Raw genomic sequence first — 16,846 nt, forward strand, 5'->3', positions numbered from 1 at the left:
GGGCGCGAAGGGGCGGAGGGGCCGCCCCTTCGCGCAGTCGGGCACAGCCTAGGCCAGGATCCAGGCGTTGAAGCGCTCGGTCACCTCGGCGCGGTGCTTTGTCCACCACTGGTCGTCGGCGATCGCCATCTGCGCCAGGTTCGGCTTGTAGGTCGGCAGCATCGGCGCCCGGTCGGCCGGGATGCTGTCGTAGGCGTCGAGGTTGGTCGGACCGTAGGCGAGGCCCTCGGTCATCACCGCCTGGCGCTTCGGGTCGGCGCAGAACTTGACGAAGCGGCGCGCCGCGTCGCCCTTCGGGCCGCCCTTCGGCAGGCCCCAGCCCTCGATCGAGTAGAGCCCCTGGTTCCAGCAGATCTTCACCGGCGCGCCGCCGTCGATCACCGTCTGCATGCGCGCGTTCCAGGAGGAGATCAGCTCGACCTCGCCGCTCTGGATCAGCTGGCTGGTCTGGGCGCCGCCGGTCCACCAGACGTCGATGTGCGGCTTGATCTCGTCGAGCTTCTTGAAGGCGCGGTCGATGTCGAGCGGATAGAGGTCCTTGCCGGCGACGCCGTCGGCCATCAGCGCCTGTTCCAGCGTGTCGATCGGGTTCTTGCGCAGCGAGCGGTGGGCCGGGAAGGTCTTCACGTCCCAGAACTCCGCCCAGGAGCCCGGGGCCTTGGCGCCGAAGTGGTCGCTGCGGTAGCCGAAGATCGTCGAATAGACGTCGAGGCCCATCCAGTGGTCGTTGAGCGCGTCCTTCATCAGGCCGGGCGCGTCGGCGGCGGTCAGGCCGATCGGATCGAGCAGGTCCTGGCCGGCCAGGATGTTCTGGGCCGAGAGCGTCAGGGTGCAGACGTCCCAGGTGTAGGACCTGGTCTCGACCATCGCCTTGAACTGGGCGGTCGGCTCGGCGTCGCGCGCGACGTTGACGACCTTGATGCCGGTCGCCGCCTCGAAGGGGTCGTAGTAGGCCTTGCGGTAGGCCGGGCCGTAGGGCCCGCCGGGGTCGGCCACGGTGATCGTCGTCTCGGCCCGGGCGCTGCGGGTCAGGATCGCCGGGGCGCTCAGGCCGACGGCCAGGGCGCCGGCGCCCTTCAGCAGGGCGCGGCGGCCGATCGGCAGGATCTTCTTCTCTGTCATGGTCAATGCCTCTCCTGTGGGGTGGGACGGCCCCCTGTCGCGGGGGCTCTTGCTGATTGGGTCGGGACGACGGTAGCGGGCGCCTAGCCGGCCTTGGCGGCGCCGCGCCTGGCGAGGAAGGCCTCCATCATCCGGGCCGGCTCGCCCGAGCCGTAGGCCTCGCGCTGGATGCGCTGCCCGGCCGCCAGGCAGTCGCGGAAGCCGGCCTCGGTCATTTCGCGGAAGCGCTGCTTGTCCAGGCGCATCGCGACCGGCGGCTTGGCCGCCAGCTCCTCCGCCAGGGCCAGCGCCTCGTCGAGCACCCGCTCCTGCGGCACCAGGCGGTTGATCAGGCCGACCTCCCGGCACTCCTCGGCGTCCATCAGGCGGCCGGTGAGCGTGAGGTCGATGGTGCGCGCGAGACCCAGGTGCTCGCGCATGATCCAGGGGCCGGTCGTGCTGGCGATGCCGGAGTTGATCTCGGGCTGGCCCATCCGCACGCCGGCGTGGCCGATCCGCAGGTCGCAGAGCAGCACGACCTGGAAGGCGGAGCCGGCGGCGAGGCCGTTCAGCGCCGCGATCAGCGGCTTGGAGAGCGAGCGGATCCGGTCGTAGAGCCGCTCCCATTCGGCGACCCACTGCTCGGCCCGGTCGGCGTCGAAGGTCTTGGTCTCGTTGAGGTCCTGGCCGGCCCCGAAGGCCCGCTCGCCGGCGCCGGTCATGACGATCGCGCGGATCTCCGGGTCCCGCTCGAGGCTGTCGAGCGCCTCGACCAGGGCCGTGCGCATCGGCGCGTTCCAGGCGTTCAGCACCTCCGGCCGGTTGAGGGTGACGAGGCCGACGGCGCCGCGGCGCTCGGTGAGGATGTGGTCGGGCACGTGACGGGGCTCCTTCCTGCTTGCGGCACTTTCTGCCGTGATGTATTGCAATACAATACGAAGTATTGGAAAATCATGACTCCCTTCCCGAAGGGCTGTCAATGCACTGTCATCGGCAGGGCGAATCGCGAGGAGCTGCGGATGGCGCGGACGGGGAGCGGCGAGGCGGACGGGAAGAGGGGCGGGAAGACGGCGGCGGGCGGGCGGGCCCGCAGCGGCGACCCCCTCATGGTGCTGTCGGTCGAGAAGGCCTTCCGGGTGCTCGACGCCTTCGACGCCGCGCACCCGACGATGAGCCTGACCCAGCTCGCCGCCGCGGTCGGCCTCGACAAGAGCGCGGCGCAGCGCTTCGCGCACACGCTGGAGCGGCTCGGCTACCTGCGGAAGGATCCGGAGACGAAGCGCTTCGAGCTGACCGTCAAGACGCTCGACCTCGGCGCCCACTTCATGCGCGCCAACTGGCTGGTCGAGCGGGCGACGCCCTACCTGATGCACCTCAGCAAGACAACCGAGGAGACGATCAACCTGACCGTGCCCGACGGTGCCGAGCTGGTCTTCGTGTCGCGCTTCCTCAGCCGCCACGTGCTCAACACCGACGTCGTGATCGGCAGCCGCATGCCGCTCTACTGCACGGCGCCGGGCATCGCCCTGCTGTCGCGCCTGCCGCGCGGCGAGGCGCTCGCGTTGCTGGAGCGCTGCGAGCTCAAGCCCTACACGCCGCAGACGACCTGGCGGCTCGAGGACCTGCTGGCGAAGATCGAGCTCTCGGCGGCGCGCGGCTACGCCACGGCCTTCGAGGAGTTCTATCGCGGTGACCTGTCCGTCGCCGCGGCGATCCTCGACGCCAAGGGCCGGCCGATCGGCGCGCTCAACATCGCGACCTCGTCCGCGCGCTTCCAGCCGGCCGAGGCCGAGGAGCGCTTCGCCCCGCTGGTCGTCGCCGCCGCGCTCTCGATCTCCCAGGCGAGCCAGCCGCCGGGCTGAGCGCCGCGGCCCCGCGGGCCGGCCGGGCGCGCCGTCAGATCGTGCTCACGACGCCGGCGCCGGCGCGGCGGGCTCCACGACCAGGCCGTCGGACCGCCATTCGCCGATCTGCCGCTCCGAGAAGCCGAGCTGCCGCAGCACGGCGCCGCTGTCCTGTCCGAGCGCCGGCGCCGGCCTCAGGTCCGCGGCGGCCATGCCCTCCAGCCGGACCAGCGGGCCGACCGTGAGCGTGTCGCCCAGGGTCGGATGGGCGAGCGGCACGAGGCAGCCCTGGTCCCGGAGCGGGCCCGAGGCGACGAGATCCTCCAGGCGGTGGACCGGTGAGGCGGGGATGCCGACCCTGCGCGAGAGCGCCATCCACTCGTCGGTGGTTCGCTCGACCAGGAGGCCGCTCAGGACCGCGTAGAGGTCGCCGATCTCTTCGTTGCGCCGCTTGGCGTCGGTCACCCTGGGATCGTCGCCGAGCTCGGGCCGGCCGGCCGCCGCGAAGAACTGCTGCCAGTGGCGCTTGGTGTAGGGCGTGATCGAGAGGTAGCCGTCGCGGGTGCGCATCGGCCGGCGGTAGGGCGTCGTCAGGCGGCCGTAGCCGGGCGGGCCCTGGGGCGGCAGGAAGCTGGCGCCGCCCAGGTGCTCGAGCAGGGTGAAGCCGGCCATGGCCTCGAACATCGACAGGTAGATGGCCTGGCCGCGGCCGGTCTTCTCGCGCGCTAGCAGCGCCGCCAGGACCGCCTGGCAGACGAGCAGCCCGCTGACCTTGTCGGCGACCAGGGTCGGCACGTAGCGCGGCTCCGAATCCGGCCCGGCGAACAGCGCGGCGATGCCCGATGCGGCCTGGATGACGTCGTCGACGGCCGGCTCGCCGGCGCGCGGCGAGCCCTCGGCGAAACCCGAGGCGGCGCAGTAGACAAGCCGCGGGTTGACCGCGGCTAACGACTCGTAGTCGACGCCGAGCCGCCGGGCCGCGGCCGGCAGCATGTTGTGCACCACGACGTCGGCCCAGGCCGCCAGGCGCGCGATCACGGCCTTCGCCTCCGGCCGCTTGAGGTCGATCGCCAGGGACTTCTTGTTGCGGTTCAGCGCCAGGTAGATGGAGCCCATGCCGGGCTGCTTCAGGCTGCCGCCGTTGCGGATCGAGTCGCCCTCGGGGGGCTCGACCTTGACCACCTCGGCGCCGAGGTCGGCGAGGCAGAGGGTGGCGAGCGGGCCGAGCACGATGGCCGTCAGGTCGAGGACCTTGCAGCCGTCCAGCGGGCGCACCGGGGTCTCGCTGGCCATCAGGCGGCGACGAAGCCGTCGGCGCCGAGAGGCGGCGCGTAGATCACGAGGACCTTGGCCGCGGTGCTGCCGGTCACCTCGAAGAGGTGCGGGGTGCGCGGCGGAATGCGGACCACCGTCCCGGCCGCGATCGTCTCGGGCTCGCCGTCGCCGAGCTGCAGGCGCCCCTCGCCCTCGAGCAGCAGGATGACCTGCCATTCGCTCTGGTGCTGGTGGCGGTGCCCGGCGCCGCCCGGGGCGATGGTGCCGTGCACCACCTCGAAGCCGGCACCGAGCGAGGCCTCGACGAGGCGGCGGTTGACCGTGCCCGAGTGCAGCGGCGGGCTGTAGGTCTCGAGGTCGTCCAGCCGGACGACGAGGGGCGTTTGCGGCATCTTAGCCTCCAGTCAGGTTGGACAGCCCGGGCAGCCACAGCGCGATCTGCGGAAAGGCGACCAGCAGGGCGAGCACGATCAGCTCGGCGATCACGAAGGGCGTGACGCCCCGTGCCACCGTGGCGACCGGCACCTTGGCGGTCGCGCTGAGGATGAAGAGGTTGAGGCCGACCGGCGGCGTCAGCAGGCCGATCTCGGCGGTCTTGACCACGATGATGCCGAGCCAGATCGGGTCGTAGCCGAGCCCGGTCATCAGTGGGAAGATCAGCGGCATGGTGATGATCAGGATCGCGATCTGGTCGAGGAAGATGCCGAGCACCAGCAGCACGGCCAGGACCAGCAGCAGCACCGAGACCGGGCTGAGCCCGGAGCCCTGGACCAGCGCCAGGATCGTCTGCGGTGCGCCGCTGAGCGTCAGGAAGACCGCGAAGACCGCCGAGAAGGCGACGATGCAGAGGATCATCGCGCTGCTGCGCGTGGCGCGGAACACGGCGTCGGACAGGCTGCGCCGGCCGAGCCGCCCGAGGGTCAGGGCGATCGCGAAGGCGCAGAGCGCGCCGAGCGCGCCGACCTCGGTCGGCGTCACCGTGCCGCTGTAGATCAGCGTGATCATCGCCCCCAGCAGCAGGAACATCGGCAGCGCCGGCAGGCTGGTGCGCAGCCGCTGGGCCATCGGCACGCGCGGCTGGGAGCGGGCGACGCTGGCCGGCCGCAGCCGGGCGATCAGCTGGATCGTGACGATGTAGGCGAGGGCGGTCAGCAGGCCCGGCAGCAGGCCGGCGATGAGCAGCAGGCCGACCGAGGTCTCGGTCAGGATGCCGTAGAGCACCAGCGCGATGCTGGGCGGGATCATGATCGCCAGGGTGCCGACGGCGGCCAGCGCGCCGGCAGAGAAGGAGGCGGAGTAGCCGTAGCGGCGCATCTCCGGATGGATCGCCGAGGCCAGCGTCGCCGCCGCGGCGCTCGACGAGCCGCAGACCGCGGCGAGCAGGACGCCGCCGGAGACGGCCGCGTAGGCGAGCCCGCCGCGCAGGTGGCCGAGCCAGCCGTTCGCCGCCCTGAACAGGTCGCGCGTGATGTTCGAGGCGCTCATCAGCTCGGCCATCAGCACGAACATCGGCAGCGTCGAGAGGGTGTAGCTCGCGACGTGCTCGTAAGGCCCGGACTTCAGCACGCCGATCACCGGGTAGGCGCCGCCGGCGAGATAGAGGCCGACGATGCCGGCGATCAGCATGGCGAAGGCGACCGGGACCGCCAGGAATAGCAGCAGGAACAGCAGCCCGAGGATGCCGGCGACCAGCATGGAGCTAGCGCCCCGCCACGCCGGCAGCGTCGGGCCGGGCAGCGTCGGGCCGGGCTGCGCCTCGCCGGGGCGCGTCTGGCCGGACCACGTCGAGGGCCAGCCGCAGGATCAGGATCGCGATCCCGGCCGGCATCCAGACGTAGCTGAGATAGAGCGGCCACTGGACCACCCCGAAGGTCGTCTCGCGGTCGGCGATGCGGCGCAGCGCCTCGTCGCCCGAGAACCACAGCAGCAGGCCGAAGGCGGCGAGCGACAGCAGCGCCACGCCCCGCCGGGCCAGGCCGCCCGGCAGCCGGGCGAGCCAGGGCTCCAGCAGCTCGAGCCGGACCTGGCCGCCGGTGGCGTAGCTGCGGGGCAGCGCCAGGAACGCCACGATCACCATCAGGTAGTAGGCGGTGAACTCGTAGGCGCCCTGGAGCGGCGCCCCGAACAGCCGGCCCAGGGCGTCCGCCGAGATGATCAGCATCATCGTGCAGAGCCCGACGGCGGCCAGGATGTCCGACGCGCGCTCCAGGACGTCGACGAAACGCTCGGCGTGCCTCACTTCCCGAGGCACCGATCCCGTTCGGCGGCGGCCGTGCCGTCGGCGCGCGCCTGCTTCTGGTAGTCGCGGAACCTGGTCATCATCTGCTCGCCCGGCAGGTTGCGGCCGGCCATCTGCTTCTGCCATTCCGCGTCGACCACCGACAGCTTGTCCGCGAACTGCGCGACCAGGGCGTCGGGCATCGCGTAGACCGCCTTGCCCATGCCCTTCAGGGCCTCCTGGGCCTTGAGGTCGCCCTTCATCAGGGCGCAGGTGGTGTGGAAGCCGGCCTCGGCGCCGGCCGCCAGCAGGACCTTCCGCTGCGTGTCCGACAGGCCGTTCCAGACGTCCTTGTTGATGAACGCGCCGAAGGCGACGCCGCCCAGGGAGGCGTTGGTGGTGAAGCTGTTGGTGACCTCCTCCAGCTTGTAGGAGCGCATCGCCGAGAGCGTGTAGATGGCGGCGTCGAGCGTGCCGCGCTCCAGCGCCACGTAGAGGTCCGGCGCGGCCATCTTGACCGGCACCAGGCCCAGGGCCTTGGCGGCCAGCTCGCCCGTCGAGCCGGCGACGCGGGTCTTCATGCCCTCGATGTCCGCCAGGCTGGCGATCGGCTCGCTCCGCTTCATCAGCAGCTGGTAGGGCGGGGTGACCAGCACCCAGAGCAGCTTGACGTTGTTGCGGTCGAAGTCGATGCCGGCGAGGTCCTTCTCGGCGAGGTGCAGGAAGGGCTCGTAGCCGTCGAAGCTGTCGCGGTAGAGCCCCGGCAGCTCCATCAGGGTCGCCAGCGGCATCCGCTCGGTCACGTAGCTGATGCCGACCATCGCGATGTCGGCGACCCGGTTGCGCACCAGGTCGAGCATCGAGTTGGCCTTGCCGAGCTGCTCGCCCGGGAAGTGCTGCACCGAGAGATCGGCCTCGGGATGGGCCTTGATATAGTCGAAGAAGGCCTGCGTGCCCTCGCGCGTGATCACGTGCGTGGCGGGGAACTGGTCGGCCAGCTTCAGCTCGGTCGCCTGCGCCGTGCCGGCGAGCGAGGCGCCGATCAGCAGCCCCGCGGCCAGCGCGGCCAGGCGGCCGCGGCGGTCATTCTTCCTTGGTGTCTCCGACATGGCGTGTTCCTCCCTTGGATTGTGTCTTGTTCTTGTTGTCGGACCGCGGCCGGTCGCCGCCTGGCGACGACGGCAGCCAGGACTCGATGCCTGCCAGGATCTCGTCGATCGGCTGGTCGATGACCTGCCGGAAGACGCTCCCGGGGTAGCGGTGGACGCCGGCGCCGAGCACCCGGCCCGCGTCGTCCAGGAAGCGCCGGTCGACCCGCACGACCGGCGAGCCGGGCGGGATCTGCAGCAGCGGCGCATCTTCCAGGCCGGCGAGGCCGACCGTGGTGATCTGCCGGCCGCGGGCCGGCCGCGGCTCGGCCTTGGTCATCAGCAGCAGGCCGACCTTGAAGCCCGCGTCGATGCCCGGCGGCAGGCTGTCGTAGGCGTCCCGGGCGATGTAGAAGTCGACTAGGCAGACCGGCAGCTCGCCGCCGAGATGGAGCCGGCGCAGGTGGACGAACTCGCCGGGCGCCGGCGCGCCGTCGGCGAGCTCGGGCGGCAGGGCGACGCCTTCCTGGCGCTCCAGCACCTTCACCGCCTCCTGCGGGCCGACGATCCAGGATTCGAAGTAGCTGTCGCCGAGCACGGCGCCGGGCTCCGCCGGCGCCTGCTCCTGGCGCTCGAGCACGAAGGTGCCGCGGCCCTGGCGGGAGTGCACCAGCCCCTGGGCGACCAGCAGGCCGAGCGCGCCGCGCACCGTGACCGGCGCGACGCCGTACTGCCTGGCGAGCTGGACGACGGTCGGCAGCCGGGTCCCCGCCGGCCATTCGCCGGCCGAGATCTTGCGCCAGAGCTCCGCGGCGAGGCGGCCGTAGGCGGTCATGCCGTCCCGGCCGGGTCCCTTGAGCATCGCACTCTCCTGGATCGGCTGCATGCGCCCGTCCCCACGGAAGATTGATGCTATAATGCGTATCAATAGTTCTTAGTGTCAATCGCTCCGGGCACGCGGCATCGCCGCCGCCGCACCGCGTCCGGCCGGCACGCGCTCTCCGCGCGGGCAGGTCCGGCTCAGCCGAAGCCGGCGATCCGCTCGGCGGTCGCGGGATCGAGGAAGCCGCGCACCGTGGCGGCGGTCTCGGCGGCCATGGCGGCCTCCAGGCCGGCGCCGGCGGGCCGGGCGAGGATGCGGCGCAGGTCCCTGACCGGGCCGGGCGGCAGGGCGGCGATGCGCTTGGCCAGGTCGGTCGCGGCCGGCAGCAGCGCCGCGTCGGCGACGACCTCGCGGATCAGGCCCCAGGACTGCGCCTGATGGGCGTCGAAGCGCTCGCCGAACAGGATCATGTCGCGGGCGCGCTGCAGGCCGACCAGGCGCGGCAGCAGGTCGGTGACGCCGCCGGTCACGAACAGGCCCCAGGAGACCTCGGGGAAGAAGAAGCGCGTGCCCTCGGCGGCGAGCGCGAAGTCGCAGTTGATCACCCACTCCAGGCCGCCGCCGACCGCCCAGCCGCGGATCGCGCCGACGACCGGCGTGTCGCCCAGCACCATGGCGCGGGTGACGTCCTGGATGCGCTCGACGTAGGCGGTCGTGCCGGCCTCGTCGGTGACCTGGGCCTCGAAGTCCTTGAGGTCGTCGCCGGAGCAGAAGGCGCGGCCCTCGCCGGTCAGCACGATCGCCCGCACCGCCGGGTCGCGGTCGGCGGCCTGGAGCGCCTCGACCAGGTCGTCGAGCAGCTCCGGCACGATGGCGTTGAGGCGCCGCGGCCGGTTGAGGGACAGCTTGCGGACGCCGTCGCCCAGTTCCTCGGTCAGCACGGTCCCGGTCATCTTCCGTTCCTCATGGCTTGTCCTTCCTGATCACCCGGGCCTGATCACCCGGACCTGATCACCCGGCGGGTCTTGCCTTCGGTGCGGGGCAGGGTCCCGAAGGGCAGCAGCGAGACCCGCGCGGTGACGCCGATCTCCCGCTTGATGCGACGCTCGACCTCGGCGGCGAGGCCCGCGGCCGGAGCCCGGCCGGCGGCGGTCTCGGCCTCGACCGGCAGCAGGTCGTAGGGCCCGGCGCCGTCGAGCACGATGCGGTACTCGCCCGACAGCTCGGCGAACTGGTTGACGACGGCGGCGACCTGGGTCGGGAAGGCGTTGATGCCGCGCACCACGACCATGTCGTCGGCGCGCCCGACGACCCGGAAGCGCGGCGCCGTGCGGCCGCAGCGGGCGCGGTCGGTGCCGGTCAGCTGGACGATGTCGCCGCTGCGGAAGCGCACCAGCGGCTGGCACTCGCGGCTGACGTGGGTCAGCACCAGCTCGCCGCGCTCGCCCTCGCGCCAGGGCAGGGGCGCGCCCTCGGCATCGATCAGCTCGGGATGCAGCACGTCGAGCGCGACGAAGTGCAGGTCCTCGTCGACTTCGCTCTGGCCGGCGAAGTTGCAGAAGACGTCGGAGACGCCGTAGTTGGCGTTGCGCACCTTGAAGCCCCAGGTCGCCTCGAGCCGGCGCCGGAAGTCCGGGTCGTCGAGGCCCGCCTCGCCGCCGAACAGGCCGAGCTCGAGGCCGAGGTCGCGGGGCCCGAGGTCGGGGAAGTGCTCGGCCAGCACCCGCTCCAGCACGGCCGGGTAGGAGGGGGTGCAGGAGATCGCGCTGATGCCGAGCTCCAGGATCGTGCGGATCAGCAGCTGGGTCTCGCCGACGCCGAAGGGCACGACCGTGGCGCCGGTCGCCTCCAGGGTCAGGTGGTCGGTCAGGCCGCCCATCCAGAGCCGGTAGTTGAGGCAGTGCACGACCCGGTGGCCGGGGCCGAGGCCGCTCGCGGCCTGGGCGCGGGCGCCGACCGTCGCCGTCTCCTGCGCGTCCCGCCAGGACAGGGCGAGGTTCATCGCCGTGCCGGTCGTGCCCGAGGTCCGGTGGACCCGGCTGACGCCGCTCTCGTCGAGCGCGAGATAGTCGCCGAAGGGCGGGTGGAGGCGCTGGCTCTCGCGCAGCATCTCCTTGTCGATCAGCGGCAGCTCGGCCAGGTCCTCGAGCGAGGCCGGTGGCCGCCGGTTGCCCCAGGCCCGGCGGTGCAGCGGCGAGCGGGCCAGCACGTAGTCGCGCTGCCGCTCCCAGAGCCGCTGGCGGTGCGCCGCAAGCTCGCCGAGGTCGGTGAAGTCCGCGCGGTCGACGAGCATCGCGCCGCTGCTCCAAAAATGACGTTGATGTCATTTTTATTTTGCACGGCGCGTCGACAGCGTCAAGATGCTCGCCGGAAGGAGCCGCACCGCCATGACGCCAGACGCTGCGAGCCGACCGGCCGCCGGACCGGACGACCTGGCCTATGCCGCCGTGCTGCGAGCGGCGGCCGGGGACGCGACGCTGCGCAAGACCGAGCGGACGCGGGCGCGGCTGCTCGCCAGCCTCGCCGGGCAGCTGATGGACGGCGTCGAGCGCGGCGAGCTCAGGGTCGCCGGCGTGACCGCCGGGGCCGGTCTCGCCCACGGCACCTTCTACCGCTACTTCCCGGACATCCGCGCGGCGACCGAGGCCCTGGTCGAGGAGTTCGCGGGCTTCGTGCGCACCGGTCTGGCCGGCGCGCGCGACGGCCAGACCGGCTCGCGCGAGCGGGTCCGCGGCGCGACGCTGCTCTATGTCCGCCTGTTCCGGGCCAACGCCGGCCTGATGCGCTGCCTGATCGCCCTCGGGCGCGAGAGCGACGCCTTCAGCCGGGCCTATCAGCGCCTGAACCGCGAGTGGAACCTGCGCATGGCCGCGGCCATCGCCCGGCGCCGGGCCGCGGCCGCCGGCGGCCTGCCGCAGCCGGCCGAGCACTTCCTGCCGGCCGCCTATGCGCTGGGCGGCATGGTCGACGAGTTCCTGACCCAGCTCTACCTGCGCCACGATCCCGCGCTCGCGGCCCTGCACGACGACGAGGCGGCGGTCGCCGAGCTGCTGGCCGAGCTCTGGTGCCTCGGCGCCGACGGCGTGGCGGCCCTGCGCCCCGCCGCACCTTGACCTCGGCCGCGCCTCGGCTAATTCTCCTGGCGACCGAGGGAAAATACGGGTGCTGCCGTGATCGACAAGCTGCTGGAGAGGAACCGTGCCTGGGCGGCGGAGCGCGAGGCCTCCGACCCCGGTTATTTCAAGCGCCTGTCCGACCAGCAGAGTCCGGAGTATCTCTGGATCGGCTGCTCGGACAGCCGGGTGCCGGCCAACGTCATCACCGGCCTCGACCCGGGCGAGGTCTTCGTCCACCGCAACATCGCCAACGTCGTCCACGGCTCCGACATCAACTGCCTGTCGGTGCTGCAGTTCGCCGTCGAGGTGCTGAAGGTCCGCCACGTCATCGTCTGCGGCCACTACGGCTGCGGCGGTGTCCGGGCCGCTCTCGAAGGGGCGACCGGCCTGCTCGACTACTGGCTGCACCCGGTCCGGCGCCTGGCGCGCGAGCGGCGCGACCTGCTCGACAGGATCGCCGACGCCGAGGGCCGCATCGACAAGCTCTGCGAGCTCAACGTCGCGCTGCAGGTCGAGATGCTGGCCCGCACGCCGCTGCTCGAGGAGGCCTGGGGCCGTGGCCAGGAGATCCGCATCCACGGCTGGTGCTACGGCCTCAAGGACGGCCTGATCCGCGACCTCGCCTGCGGCCGCTCCGGGCCCCGGGACTGACCGGGCGGTGCGCCAGGCGAGCCACCGCCTCACCATCGCGACCGGCGGCCGCGGCCTGACCGAGGTCACCGATCCGGTCGAGCGCTGGCTCGCCGGGCAGGGCGTCGGCGAGGGGCTGCTGACGGTCTTCTGCCGCCACACCTCGGCCTCGCTGATCGTCCAGGAGAACGCCGATCCCGACGTGCAGCGCGACCTCGAGGCCTTCTTCGCGCGCCTCGCGCCCGAGTCGCCCGGGCTCTACCGCCACGACGCCGAGGGGCCCGACGACATGCCGGCGCACATCCGCGCGGCGCTGACCCAGACCCAGCTCTCGATCCCCGTCGAGTCGGGGCGGATGGTGCTCGGCACCTGGCAGGGCCTCTATCTCTTCGAGCACCGGCGCCGGCCGCAGCGGCGCGAGGTCGCGCTCCACCTGCTGGGCGAGTGACCGGCTGCCAGGGTGTAACCTTTTGCCAGATTGGTTACGTCCGATGCCTCTCCGCTGACGCTTCGATTGCAAAATCCGCCCGCTTGCGCATCATGGTCCGGGACCGGGGGCGAAACCTCTCCGGCGGCGAACCAATGCCGCCTGCCCCGGTGACATCCAGCGAGCGAGGCCGACGACCAGCCGATGCCCAGTTCCACGACAGTCGACTACGTGATCGTCGGCGCCGGCTCCGCCGGCTGCACCCTGGCCAACCGCCTGTCGGCCGACCCGGCGGCCGGGGTGCTGCTGCTCGAGGCCGGCGGCTGGGACCGCGATCCGCTGATCCACATCCCGCTCGGCTGGGGCAAGATCCTGCAGAAGCGCCTGCACGACTGGATGTACTTCAGCGAGCCTGAGGACTCGGTCGACGGCCGTCGGGTCGAGTGCGCGCGCGGCAAGATCGTCGGCGGCTCCTCCTCGGTCAATGCCATGGCCTACGTGCGCGGCAACCGGCGCGACTTTGACCGCTGGGCCGAGGCCGGGCTGCCCGGCTGGTCCTATGGCGCGCTGCTGCCCTACTTCCGCCGGCAGGAGAGCTGGCGCGGCGGCGCCGACGCCTGGCGCGGCGGCGAGGGGCCGATCGGCACCCAGTTCTGCCAGTACCAGGACGACCTGGTCGAGGCCTTCGCCGCGGCGGGACGGGAGGCCGGCCACGGCTGGACCGAGGACTACAACGGCGCGCGCCAGGAGGGCTTCGGCCGCCTGCAGATGTCGATCCGCGACGGCCGCCGCTGCAGCGCCGCGACCGCCTATCTGCGGCCCGTGCTCGGCCGCAGGAACCTGACGGTCGAGGTCGAGGCGCTGGTCACGCGCGTGCTGGTCGAGGCCGGCCGGGCCGTCGGCGTCGAGTACCGGAAGGACGGCCGGCTCGTCACGGTGCGCGCGGCGAAGGAGGTGATCCTGGCCGGCGGCGTGATCAACTCGCCGCAGCTGCTGATGCTCTCCGGCATCGGCCCTGAGGAGGAGCTGAAGCGCCACGGCATCGCGGCGCGGGTCGCGCTGCCCGGCGTCGGCCGCAACCTGCAGGACCACGTCTCGGTGATCCTGATGTACGAGCGCAAGGAGCCGGGGCCGTTCCACCGCATGATGCGCTACGACCGCATCGCCCGCGAGATGGCCCGCGCCTACCTGTTCGGCAGCGGCTTCGCGGCCGACGTGCCCGGCGGCGTCACCGCCTTCCTGAAGAGCCGGAGCGGGCTCGAGGTGCCGGACATCCAGCTGCTGATGACGGCGGCCCCGCTCGGCGCCTGGCCCTACTTCCCGCCCTTCAAGGCGCCCTTCAGGGACGGCTTCGCCTGCCGCGTCGTCATGCTGCATCCGGAAAGCCGCGGCAGCGTGACGCTGGCCAGCGACAGCCCTTGGGACCTCGCGGTCATCCGCCAGAACTTCCTGTCGAGCGACAACGACTGGACGACCCTGCGCGCCGGCTTCGACCTGGCCCGCGACATGGCCGCCCAGCCGGCGCTGGTGCCCTTCATCAGGGCCGAGATCGCGCCGGGCGCCGCCAGGGCCTCCCGGGCCGAGATCGACGCCCACATCCGCAAGACCTCGATCACCGTGCACCATCCGCTCGGGACCTGCCGCATGGGGCCGGACGGCGATCCCGACGCGGTCGTCGATCCCGAGCTCCGGGTCCGCGGGCTCGAGGGCCTGCGCGTCGTCGACGCCTCGGTCATGCCGGAGCTCACCAGCGGCAACATCAATGCGCCGATCGTCGCGATCGCCGAGCGGGCCGCCGACCTGATCCTCGGCAAGACGCCGCTGGCGGCCGAGGATCCGGCACCCGAGGGCGCCGCGGCGGCGTGATCGGCGGACCTCCTTCTTGCCGTCATCCCCGCGAAAGCGGGGATCCAGAGGAAGCAGCCGTTCGCGCCGGCCGTCGTCTGCCCATGCCTGCCGCTTCGTTCTCTGGATCCCCGCTTTCGCGGGGACGACGGTGGGGGAGGGAGGAAGAAGGGCCGGAGCGCGAACGCCGCCGCCGCTACTCCGCGGCCTGGCGCCGCGCGGCGTAGCCCATCGGCAGGCTGTCGACGAAGAGGCTCTGGTGCACGTCGCTCAGGTGGTCGTGCATCAGGCTCTCGGCGCGCTGGCAGTCGCGCGCCGCGATCGCCTCGACGATGGCGCGATGGAAGCCGACGTGCTGCGACTGGCGCTTGAAGCAGTGGCCGTTCTCGCCGAAGCGCGCCAGGGCGGCGTCCTGCATCGCCCGGCCGACGGCCTCGTGCAGCGCGACGAACAGCGAGTTGCGCGACAGCTCGGCGATGCGCCGGTGGAAGGCGGCGTCGGCCGCCTGGTAGCTGGCGTGGTCCGCGGCCTTGGCCGAGCGCTCGGCGAGCGCGCGCAGCTCCTCGACGTCGAGGCGCGAGGAGCGCACGGCGGCGAGGCGCGCCATGACCGGCTCCAGCGCCAGGCGCAGCTCGATCAGCTCGACCGGATTGGCGCGGTCGAAGGGCAGCAGGCCCATGCTCTCGAGCCCGGCCTCGGCTCCGTCGGCGGCGGCGCTCGCGGCCGCCGCGGCGCGGCCGACGACGAAGGTGCCGCGGCCCTGGTGGCGCAGGATCCGGCCCTGCTCCTCCAGGCTGGCGAGCGCCCGGCGCAGGATGCGGCGGCCGACGCCGAAGGTCTCCGACAGCTCGCGCTCGGTCGGCAGGCGCCCGTCGGCAGCGACGGCGTCGGTCTCGATCAGCTGCTGCAGGGCGGTCAGGGTCTGTTGATAGCGGTCCGTTGCCACGCGGCGATTCCCAGTGCGGCGATTGTCAGTCTGGCCGACCCCTGGCTGTTCTCGGGGACCGGTCGCACGGCAGGATTGGTGCCCAAGGAGAACCAATGGTCGAAAATTCCCGGAAAATGTACGGTACGCAGGGGTGAATCGCAAGGATTTCCGCGTGCCGGAGGCGGGCGGATCCCACGGCGCCGCGGGCGAGGCCTGGCGCCGGGCGGTCGGGCCGAGGGAGTCCCGCGCGACGCCTCGAGCGGCACGGGCCGCGATTGACATGCCTTGGGCCATTGGTATCATCGATCGGCAAGAGTTCTGCAGCAGCGGAACCAATCAGTCGGATACGTGACGTTTCGGGCCGAAGCGGCCGGCAGGGAGCCGGGCGAGCGGTCGCCGGGCGACGACGGGGACGACGACAACAACGACGACAGAGGAGGTTGGAATGGGCGCAGCTAGGGCAAGGTGGGGTGTCGCGGCAGCGGCGCTCGCAGTGATGGCCGGGGCCGCGATGGCCGGCTCGTTCGCGCTCGGGGCGCAGGCGGCCGAGGTCAAGTCGATCGCCGTCCTGACCCCGGAGCAGGGCACCGACTACGGCTGGAACCAGCAGGGCGTCGACGCCGCCAAGGCGGTCGCCGAGAAGTACGGCCTGAAGTTCATGCCGGCCGAGGGCCTCGGCTACGGCGACGTGCGGCCGACGCTGCGCGAGCTCTCCGAGGAGGGCGCCAGCCTGATGATCGCCCACGCCAGCGGCTACAACACCGCCGCCCCGGAGATCGCCGCCGAGACCAAGACGCCGGTCGCCATCGTCGACCGGCCGGACGCGATGAAGCCGGGCCTGGTCGCCGACTACACGCTCTATGCCCACGAAGGCGCCTACCTGGCTGGCGAGATGGCCGCGCTGATGACCCGCACCGGCACGGTCGGCATCGTGGTGTCCGGCGAGCCGCCGTCCTGGAACGCCCAGTCGGCCGGCTTCGCCCAGGGCGTCAAGGCGACCAACCCGAAGGTCAAGATCGTCTATGCCGTGATCGGCCCGGCGGCCTATTCCGACGCGGCCGGCGGCCGGCGCGTGACCGAGTCGGTGATCTCGGCCGGGGCCGACGTCATCCTCGGCCAGGGCAACGGCTCCAGCTTCGGCATGATCGAGGCGGTCGAGACCACCAAGGCGACCGACGGCGGCGACGTCTGGTTCATCGACGTGATCGGCGACAAGTCGTCGATCGACAAGGGCCACCTGCTCTCGTCGGTGATGTGGAACATGGTGCCGGTCTACAGCGCCATGGTCGAGGACCTGAAGGCCGGGACCTTCGGGACCAAGCGCTACAGGATCCAGCTGGCCGACGACTCGGTGAAGCTGCTGAAGACCAAGCACATCCCGGCCGACGTCTGGAAGACGGTCATGGCGACCCGCGACAAGATCGTCGACGGCTCGGTCAAGGTCGACCTCGTGACCGACGCCGAGGGCGTGCGCAAGATGATGTCGAGCGTCGCGGCCAAATAGGGCCGGATCGGGCGGGGCGTCGCCGGCGACCGCCGGCGGTTGCCCCG

General features: G+C 72.1%; 17 protein-coding genes. 6 read left to right on the plus strand and 11 right to left on the minus strand.

What is annotated here, in order from left to right; all coding sequences use genetic code 11:
- Positions 1-48: 48 nt before the first annotated feature.
- Together B9O00_RS21500 and B9O00_RS21505 are read right to left on the minus strand one after the other, a co-directional pair.
- A complete protein-coding gene (locus tag B9O00_RS21500) occupies positions 49-1,122 on the minus strand; it encodes an ABC transporter substrate-binding protein (protein ID WP_085124791.1) in 1,074 nt (357 codons plus the stop codon).
- A gap of 83 nt (positions 1,123-1,205) precedes the next feature.
- Entirely contained in the window at positions 1,206-1,979 is a 774-nt protein-coding gene (locus B9O00_RS21505; RefSeq protein WP_085124792.1) for an enoyl-CoA hydratase/isomerase family protein, read from the minus strand.
- 141 nt (positions 1,980-2,120) lie between these two features.
- On the opposite strand from B9O00_RS21505, the gene B9O00_RS21510 reads away from it, so the two are divergent.
- Positions 2,121-2,963 (plus strand): IclR family transcriptional regulator, encoded by an 843-nt coding sequence (locus B9O00_RS21510; protein WP_085124793.1) that lies wholly within the window; start codon positions 2,121-2,123, stop codon positions 2,961-2,963.
- 45 nt (positions 2,964-3,008) lie between these two features.
- Here B9O00_RS21510 and B9O00_RS21515 read toward each other — a convergent pair whose 3' ends face one another.
- From B9O00_RS21515 to B9O00_RS21550, 8 genes are all read right to left on the minus strand, one after another.
- Complete coding sequence (locus tag B9O00_RS21515; RefSeq protein ID WP_085124794.1) at positions 3,009-4,238, minus strand: CaiB/BaiF CoA transferase family protein; 1,230 nt, start codon at positions 4,236-4,238, stop codon at positions 3,009-3,011.
- Complete coding sequence (locus B9O00_RS21520; RefSeq protein ID WP_085124795.1) at positions 4,238-4,612, minus strand: cupin domain-containing protein; 375 nt, start codon at positions 4,610-4,612, stop codon at positions 4,238-4,240. The genes B9O00_RS21515 and B9O00_RS21520 overlap by 1 nt, the downstream gene beginning before the upstream one ends.
- A 1-nt stretch (position 4,613) precedes the next feature.
- Positions 4,614-5,915 (minus strand): TRAP transporter large permease, encoded by a 1,302-nt coding sequence (locus B9O00_RS21525; protein WP_085124796.1) that lies wholly within the window; start codon positions 5,913-5,915, stop codon positions 4,614-4,616.
- A gap of 4 nt (positions 5,916-5,919) precedes the next feature.
- On the minus strand, positions 5,920-6,471 hold the full coding sequence (locus B9O00_RS21530; RefSeq protein ID WP_159460284.1) for a TRAP transporter small permease: 552 nt from the start codon (positions 6,469-6,471) through the stop codon (positions 5,920-5,922).
- Positions 6,456-7,547: a TRAP transporter substrate-binding protein DctP gene (gene dctP / locus B9O00_RS21535; RefSeq protein ID WP_085124798.1), complete on the minus strand. Its 1,092-nt coding sequence runs from the start codon at positions 7,545-7,547 to the stop codon at positions 6,456-6,458. Before dctP ends, B9O00_RS21530 begins: the two co-directional genes overlap by 16 nt.
- The gene (locus tag B9O00_RS21540) at positions 7,522-8,388 is read right to left on the minus strand and encodes a GntR family transcriptional regulator (protein ID WP_159460285.1); all 867 of its coding nucleotides are present in this window, start codon (positions 8,386-8,388) and stop codon (positions 7,522-7,524) included. Before B9O00_RS21540 ends, dctP begins: the two co-directional genes overlap by 26 nt.
- 158 nt (positions 8,389-8,546) lie before the next feature.
- Positions 8,547-9,302: an enoyl-CoA hydratase/isomerase family protein gene (locus tag B9O00_RS21545; RefSeq protein WP_085124800.1), complete on the minus strand. Its 756-nt coding sequence runs from the start codon at positions 9,300-9,302 to the stop codon at positions 8,547-8,549.
- 44 nt (positions 9,303-9,346) lie between these two features.
- Entirely contained in the window at positions 9,347-10,642 is a 1,296-nt protein-coding gene (locus B9O00_RS21550; protein WP_085124801.1) for a phenylacetate--CoA ligase family protein, read from the minus strand.
- A gap of 94 nt (positions 10,643-10,736) precedes the next feature.
- On the opposite strand from B9O00_RS21550, the gene B9O00_RS21555 reads away from it, so the two are divergent.
- From B9O00_RS21555 to B9O00_RS21570, 4 genes are all read left to right on the plus strand, one after another.
- Positions 10,737-11,462: a TetR/AcrR family transcriptional regulator gene (locus B9O00_RS21555; RefSeq protein ID WP_085124802.1), complete on the plus strand. Its 726-nt coding sequence runs from the start codon at positions 10,737-10,739 to the stop codon at positions 11,460-11,462.
- A 57-nt stretch (positions 11,463-11,519) separates the two neighbouring features.
- Positions 11,520-12,116 carry a carbonic anhydrase gene (locus B9O00_RS21560; protein ID WP_085124803.1) on the plus strand — a complete coding sequence of 199 codons (597 nt, stop codon included), beginning with the start codon at positions 11,520-11,522 and terminating at the stop codon, positions 12,114-12,116.
- 7 nt (positions 12,117-12,123) lie between these two features.
- On the plus strand, positions 12,124-12,543 hold the full coding sequence (locus B9O00_RS21565) for a secondary thiamine-phosphate synthase enzyme YjbQ (protein ID WP_085124804.1): 420 nt from the start codon (positions 12,124-12,126) through the stop codon (positions 12,541-12,543).
- 183 nt (positions 12,544-12,726) lie between these two features.
- On the plus strand, positions 12,727-14,388 hold the full coding sequence (locus B9O00_RS21570; protein WP_085124805.1) for a GMC family oxidoreductase: 1,662 nt from the start codon (positions 12,727-12,729) through the stop codon (positions 14,386-14,388).
- Between the two features lie 175 nt (positions 14,389-14,563).
- On the opposite strand, the gene B9O00_RS21575 is transcribed toward B9O00_RS21570, so the two are convergent.
- The gene (locus tag B9O00_RS21575; RefSeq protein WP_159460286.1) at positions 14,564-15,313 is read right to left on the minus strand and encodes a FadR/GntR family transcriptional regulator; all 750 of its coding nucleotides are present in this window, start codon (positions 15,311-15,313) and stop codon (positions 14,564-14,566) included.
- 427 nt (positions 15,314-15,740) lie between these two features.
- On the opposite strand from B9O00_RS21575, the gene B9O00_RS21580 reads away from it, so the two are divergent.
- On the plus strand, positions 15,741-16,799 hold the full coding sequence (locus B9O00_RS21580) for a putative B6 ABC transporter substrate-binding protein (RefSeq protein WP_085124807.1): 1,059 nt from the start codon (positions 15,741-15,743) through the stop codon (positions 16,797-16,799).
- Positions 16,800-16,846: the final 47 nt, after the last annotated feature.

The sequence above is a fragment of the Tistlia consotensis USBA 355 genome, assembly GCF_900177295.1.
Lineage (GTDB): Bacteria > Pseudomonadota > Alphaproteobacteria > Kiloniellales > DSM-21159 > Tistlia > Tistlia consotensis.